This is a genomic window from Psychrobacter sp. T6-1 (assembly GCF_052258445.1).
Window position 1 is genome coordinate 1 of record NZ_JBQQFC010000135.1, and the last position, 6,297, is coordinate 6,297.

5 protein-coding genes and 1 tRNA gene are annotated in these 6,297 nt (G+C 43.4%); 1 reads left to right on the forward strand and 5 read right to left on the reverse strand.

The window, feature by feature from the left end; translation table 11 throughout:
* Positions 1-46 precede the first annotated feature (46 nt).
* Positions 47-859: a M48 family metallopeptidase gene (locus ACTXGO_RS08395; RefSeq protein WP_443543654.1), complete on the reverse strand. Its 813-nt coding sequence runs from the start codon at positions 857-859 to the stop codon at positions 47-49.
* 510 nt (positions 860-1,369) lie between these two features.
* On the opposite strand from ACTXGO_RS08395, the gene ACTXGO_RS08400 reads away from it, so the two are divergent.
* Positions 1,370-1,444 (forward strand) — tRNA-Gly (locus ACTXGO_RS08400).
* A 119-nt stretch (positions 1,445-1,563) separates the two neighbouring features.
* Here the strand turns inward: ACTXGO_RS08400 and ACTXGO_RS08405 are convergent.
* From ACTXGO_RS08405 to nadR, 4 genes are all read right to left on the reverse strand, one after another.
* Positions 1,564-3,099 (reverse strand): class I SAM-dependent methyltransferase, encoded by a 1,536-nt coding sequence (locus ACTXGO_RS08405; RefSeq protein WP_443560319.1) that lies wholly within the window; start codon positions 3,097-3,099, stop codon positions 1,564-1,566.
* A 513-nt stretch (positions 3,100-3,612) separates the two neighbouring features.
* Positions 3,613-4,068, reverse strand: a complete 456-nt coding sequence (locus ACTXGO_RS08410) for an Mpo1 family 2-hydroxy fatty acid dioxygenase (RefSeq protein ID WP_317199144.1) — start codon at positions 4,066-4,068, stop codon at positions 3,613-3,615.
* Positions 4,069-4,212: 144 nt separating this feature from the next.
* Positions 4,213-4,962 (reverse strand): nicotinamide riboside transporter PnuC, encoded by a 750-nt coding sequence (gene pnuC, locus ACTXGO_RS08415; RefSeq protein ID WP_443543650.1) that lies wholly within the window; start codon positions 4,960-4,962, stop codon positions 4,213-4,215.
* Positions 4,963-5,047: 85 nt separating this feature from the next.
* On the reverse strand, positions 5,048-6,106 hold the full coding sequence (gene nadR, locus ACTXGO_RS08420) for a multifunctional transcriptional regulator/nicotinamide-nucleotide adenylyltransferase/ribosylnicotinamide kinase NadR (protein WP_443543648.1): 1,059 nt from the start codon (positions 6,104-6,106) through the stop codon (positions 5,048-5,050).
* Positions 6,107-6,297 lie beyond the last annotated feature (191 nt).

Sequence of the window (6,297 nt, forward strand, 5' to 3'; positions counted from 1 at the left end):
TAGTAGAACAAACTAACTAGTAGAACAAACTAACTAGTAGAACAAACTAACGGCGCGATCTTTGATATAGCGGCATAACCTTTGGCAATAATGATTGTATCTCAGCGATACGGTTGCCACTTGTTGGGTGAGTACTCAAAAACTGTGGCGGCTCACCTTGGCTTGCGCGTTGCATTTTTTGCCAGAGCGTAATCGCTGCTTGCGGATTGTAGCCTGCGCGTGCCATGAGCTCAAGACCGATCTGATCCGCTTCACTCTCTTGCGTGCGACTGTGCGGACGACTCAAACCCAGATCACCGGCAACGTTCGCGAGCTCTGCTTGACCTTGTGATAAGCCAAAAATGCTAGCTGCTACGCCGATACCCGTCTGAGTGGCATACTGGCGCGAGATACGCTCACGTGAATGCTCACGCAAGGCATGTGATATCTCATGACCCATGATAGCGGCAATCTCATCATCGCTTAGGTTGAGACGATCAATAATACCTGAGTAGAACATAATCTTGCCGCCTGGCATGACAAAGGCATTTAGCTGATTAGACTTAATCGTATGTACTTCCCAGTTCCATTTGGCCGCGTCTGGACGATACACGCCAACTTGACCAACCAGACGATTAGCGATGTTCTTTAGACGATTGAGCTGCGCTGCGTTGGTATCGAGTACACCAGCTTTTTTGGCATCTTGCAACGTTTTAGCATAGCTCTGCGCTGACATTTGCAATACTTGCTCATTAGAGACTAGCAGTAACTGCTGGCGATCAACGCCAACTGCGCCACTATTGGTCGTACTAGTACAGCCTGTCAGCGCCAGACCAGATAGCGATGCTGCCATTACCGTTGTCGTGAGTAATTTTTTCATAATAGTAATCCTCGTAATAAAATAAAGTGGTACAAAGCTAAAATCTAGCTGTCACTTAAGAATAAAAGCCAGTACATAACTAACCTGTTGTTCCAAAGCGAGCGCTTCAAATTAGATTAAGCATAGCAAAAGTCAAGCGCAGCAAAAGTAAAAAAATATATTTTTTAGTATGATAATGATGTTATAAGCTCAGTTAAGATTGTAAAAGTTACTCTATTATGTCACTGTACCCTTTTGCAAAATCAGCAATCCGTACAAAGAATGATGAGCATAAGGGATAAAAAGCAGCATAAAGTAAAAAGTTATCAGAGAATAGTTGGCGTTTTATAATTTATCCATGATAAAATTTATCATGATATCAAAGCGATACCCCTAAATAGAGTATATTTCGTCATCGTAGGTTATGACCTGTGTCATCAAAAGCAAAAATAGCGGTTGACATGAGCAGGATAGTTGCTAAAATAGCCAGCCTATCGAGAGGTAATAGTTTAACTACTACGTTTTGATCATGCGGGAATAGCTCAGTGGTAGAGCATAACCTTGCCAAGGTTGGGGTCGAGAGTTCGAATCTCTTTTCCCGCTCCAAATATGGCTCCTGTACTCACAGATATAGTGTACAAGCAGGTACAGAGCAAAAGCCTCACAACTTTAATAAAGTTGTGAGGCTTTTTTTTGTCTGAAATCTGCGTAAAAGAGATTACAGATCAGTCAACGATCTGTAGTCTCTTGACGATAGGCAAGGTGTTTTTCTCAAAGCTATCTACCATCTGGTTGAGCTCCTCAATATTGTCCTTTTCCTCTTGTAGCGTATTACCGTCTTTTAGCAGCAATTGATTATTTTTTTTGAGCGCTTGCCAAGCGTAATCAACCCATTGTTTCCGCGTTGTCTTGCCCTGAATATAGGCGTGCAAAAAGATAAGATGGAACCTGCCATAAGTTGTCGCGCTGCCTGTAAGGGGACTTACTAGAGCGGCAAGTTCAGGGCTAACGAGACTTTGCTGCATGATATAAGCGTTAAGCCTGCGGCAGTGCTCTTGCACCTTTTCGATGACCGCATCCTCTTGCACTAAGATAATATGACCTTGAGCATGCAAAATGGCTAACGACTCAAACAGCCAGTTTTGCTCGAAGTCATCAGGCAGCCGCTGTTGTAAGTCTGCGACTTGATGTATTTTATGATCGCTAAGCAAGGTCACTACCGTCTTAAAAATATCCTCACGCAGTGCAATGGTACCTGCCGCGCCATTGACTTCATATTTAATGTTCTCAGCATTAGCAATCATCTTAAAACGTAATTGGTGCCAGATCTGCTCTGATTTGGCCACAGATATCTTGCGCGCGCCTTTGACCCAGTAATCACGGCGGAACTGCTTATTGTGCATATAGTCTTTGACGCTTTGAGCGAACATAGGATCATCTAGCGTCTCGATAAATGCCAGCTGCTCATTGTTATAGCTACTTGGATTATAATCCTCCAAAAAGCTGGCAGAGCACGCAAAATTGGTCTTGGTCGGTGAGAGCCAATCTGCCATCTCAGAAAAATACATCGGCTGCCACTCACGATTGAAGTACTCATGAGCCAAGTAGTTAGAGTTTTGCTTACTGATATCCTCTAAGCGCTGCGGAATAGAGGGCACTTGCTGTATGAGCGGCTGACAGAGCTTGAGCAGATCTTGGGTAAATTCGATGGAGGCCTTAACACGTTTGCCTATGCCTTGACCTCGGCTACCATGCATATGGTCGTGCTCAGTGAGCATATGACGTATAGGGGAGGCCGCCGCCCAGCCCGGTAAGGTGTTGTAACTGATATAGAGGACGCCGCCGACTTTGAGCTTGCGGCGAATAAAGTCGGTAATAATGTCGCGGTTGTCATTGGAGACCCAAGACCAAATACCATGCAAACCAATAAAATCAAAATCTGGCAAATCCTCGCGATTGCAGAACTCACCAAAGGACTGATCAAAGATATGAGCTGCGCTACCTGATATATCAGCAAGCTCTTTGGCAAAGCTGGCTTGGGAGGGGTTAAAATCTGTGCCGTACCATTTGACATCTGAGGCGGCAGCATGGGCATTGATAGACATACCTTGACCAAATCCAAGTTCGCAGGCGCTCGTAAATTTAGGTGCCTCAAGTCCTGCCATCAAAAATGGGATTTTTACGTTATTAGGGCTAAGCTCTGCGTAATAACCATACGTGTAGTCGATATCGCTAATGTAGCCCTCTGACCAGTTTGCCATGCTCACATCCATATGTTGATTGATTAGGTTAAGACAGACAGTTTCAAACATCCTGTTGTCTGTTTGGATCAAACATAAGATAATAGCAGTAATTTGCCCAAAATATTATAAAAGCCTGTCAACTTGTCGCATGGTATAGTTAACACTAGATAAAATGGATACGTTATTCAAAAACGCGGGACTAGTATAAATTTTTCTGGCGTGCTGTGCCTACGCAGACAGAGGCTGCAAAAAATTCATTCTAGCCCCGCTGTATCTTTTTTATATTGGACTGACTATATAGGCTATATATTAAAAAATAACTGTGCCAAAATTCAAACATTAAGATTTTAACGAGTTTTTAATTTATCAGGTAAGACAGCTATTTTCGTCAACGGTGACGACGTACAGACTTTAGACTAAAGGTGTATCCATCATTCACAAAAAAAGCATCAACCGATATTTAATCAATCGACGCTCTCTTATTAAAGCCTAGTATTTTATTAAGGCCTACTGGCTTATATTGCCAAAAACTCAAGCGGTTTGCTTGTTTTTTCCGCCCATTAAGCTGTTGACTACCCACGCAGGACCAATCAATAAAAACTGTAAATCTTCAAAGAACGACGGTTTTTTGCCTTCTATCTTATGACCAATGAACTGCCCAATCCAAGCGATGACAAATATACTGGCCCACGTTTTAAAGCCAATAGGTAATGTTGCCATCACACTCAAGCAAATCAGAATAAAGATACCCATGGCCAAAAACAGCGGCGTTGAGAGCTGCATATAAAATAGTAAGACCAACGCACTGAGTACCAAAGTAATCCAGACCGATAGCGACATGCCCATACCCAAGATACTGACAAAGATTGTAGGCACTGCCATCCAGTGAATTTTTTTGTTGACCAAGTTTTGGTGACTGACCGCGTATTCAGAGAGCCACTGCTCAAGCGTGCGCTTAGACATGCGTTTTTGTGACGTACGAGACATGCTAACCTCCATGTTAGTAAGTAATAGTGAATAGATAAATGGTGCAAAATACAGTATTGGATACAGTCAGTTGTAGCACTATTTGCATCGTTATACCATGTTATCTGGTAAACCCCAAGGTCATAAACGCAGCTTAATCTTGCTCTAAGCTGGTACTTTTACCGAATCGCGCTCGCTACGATACCACTCATAGAGTCCGACAAATGAATTGACTTGATAAACCATGGTTTGAATAGCAAAGATATAATTACCGGTCATAAGATTGACGGTCAGCCAAACAAAGTTAGATATGATCCATAGCCACCAGTTAAACGAGTAACGCAAAATCATCGCTGTTTGCGCGGTAATAGATAAAATAAAAGCAATAACGTTAATCCAAAAAAACGAGATAAATCCTAAAAACAGACTACTATCGTCTTCAACGACTGCATAGCCATAGCTGGCAAGTAAGTCGTTAATGGTGGGAAACAAGGCTAAACCCACCACCATAAAGGTAATAGTGATGAGCCAAACCCACTTATTTGCTGATTTGGGTATCATATCGCCATCAGCGTCTGTGTTTTTTGACCAGTAAAACAAGCCGTATAAATGGGTAAAAAAGTTAAAAAGCGGCGCCAGCATTAACCCCACTGAGCCTGCCGTTCCTTGCACGATAACTTCACCAGCAGTCGCTCCCATACCAAAGCCATTGCCCAAAATGTTTTTGCGAAAGGATAACGACACCACGCAAATCAAGCCAATAAAAGACACGCCCAAATAAAAAATATCTAAGCCAGTATGGTCTGTGGTGAGCCAAAATCCGGCTGAGAGCGCAATCATACCGCAGATGAACCAAGTCACGATCCATTGCATCGACCATTTGCCTGTGATGTTGTCTAGTAGCTGAATGCGCATAAGGGTGCTGTCCTAAAAGTAGTTGAGAATATAAGGGCTTGAGGATATAAAAGCGTGAGATTATAAGGTATAAAGTTTTTATTTTTTAAGTCATTTTATTATAGATGTGCTGATCGATAAAAATAAGCGCTTGCCGATAGCGCGCATCATAATCAGGCTCGTCTATCAGATGCGGCTCTATGTCGTGACGTGCAAATATATCAATAAGTCGCTGCTCAAAGCGCCCGCGTGCGTCAGGATCGCCCAGTGTACGCATACCATCAGCGACCCAAGGCACGTTGTTGTCGAGCATAATCGTATAATCTAAGCGCAGCTCCTCGATGCATGCGGCGACAAAAGGATGCGTGCGCCCCTCATATTCTTCACAAAAAGCCTGCGTCGTCACAAAGTCAGTATCAACGATAGTAATCGGCGCGCTCGCCTGCGCTTTTGCTGCGCGTATGGCCTCAGCATGATTAATAACGATCGGCGTATAGTCGCTATATTGCAAACCCAGCTCCCGTCCGCCCAAATCCGTACCGACGTAGATGCGCCCCATCTCAAGCACAAAGGTCGCACCATAGTAGTTAGCCAGTTTATGCACCAAAGTCGTCTTGCCAGAGCTCTCCCCGCCGACGATAGCGACGGTCTTGGTATAGTTAGCGCGCGCCTGTGGGTGAATCGCCCACCAGTGCGCCACAGGATTGTGAGCAATAGCGTAGGAGTCATACTCAAGCTGCAATGGGGTTGTGATAATATCCATTATGAGCTGCTCTTTGATAATGGGCTGCGCCAATGGATGATTCTCAGCAACAAAAAGCGGCGTATCACTAGGTATAGCCAAATCATCAATCAAGCGCTGCAACTTTGCATTACTATTCTCAATGTTTATAACAACGTCTTTAGCTTGGCTATATAAATGCTCATGCACTGGCAAATCGATCTCATCGGTAATATGCAATTTTATAAAGGGCAGATCTGCACAAGCCATCTGTAGCCAGCGCGCCTTGTCTTTTAAGCTAATAGCAAAGTCTGGATGCGGCGAAGGGTGCTTGGTAATGACGATATGCAAAGTTTTAGCTTGACCTGCTGCATCCAATATACTGCGCATTTGTCCCAAATGTAGCGGTTCAAAATGACCTATCATAAGACCCGTATCGTACATAAAAATCCTTATAAACCAATCACTTTTGATAGGGCGTGTTTGATAATTCACAAATATGCACTGACAGAGACTATTTTTTAGTCGATTCAAAGATAAAAATAGTAAGTTTAGTCATTCTAAGCGTCTATTTTTATCAAAGGAGCGGCAAAAAAGAGTCCTGTCCTTTCAGGCTGATGCTAAAATTGCCCCCC

Bases quoted from the DNA above. Each gene is read 5' to 3' on its own strand.
- ACTXGO_RS08405 (WP_443560319.1), bottom strand. From the start codon at position 3,099: ATGGCAAACTGGTCAGAGGGCTACATTAGCGATATCGACTACACGTAT.
- ACTXGO_RS08395 (WP_443543654.1), bottom strand. From the start codon at position 859: ATGAAAAAATTACTCACGACAACGGTAATGGCAGCATCGCTATCTGGT.
- ACTXGO_RS08410 (WP_317199144.1), bottom strand. From the start codon at position 4,068: ATGTCTCGTACGTCACAAAAACGCATGTCTAAGCGCACGCTTGAGCAG.
- nadR (WP_443543648.1), bottom strand. From the start codon at position 6,106: ATGTACGATACGGGTCTTATGATAGGTCATTTTGAACCGCTACATTTG.
- pnuC (WP_443543650.1), bottom strand. From the start codon at position 4,962: ATGCGCATTCAGCTACTAGACAACATCACAGGCAAATGGTCGATGCAA.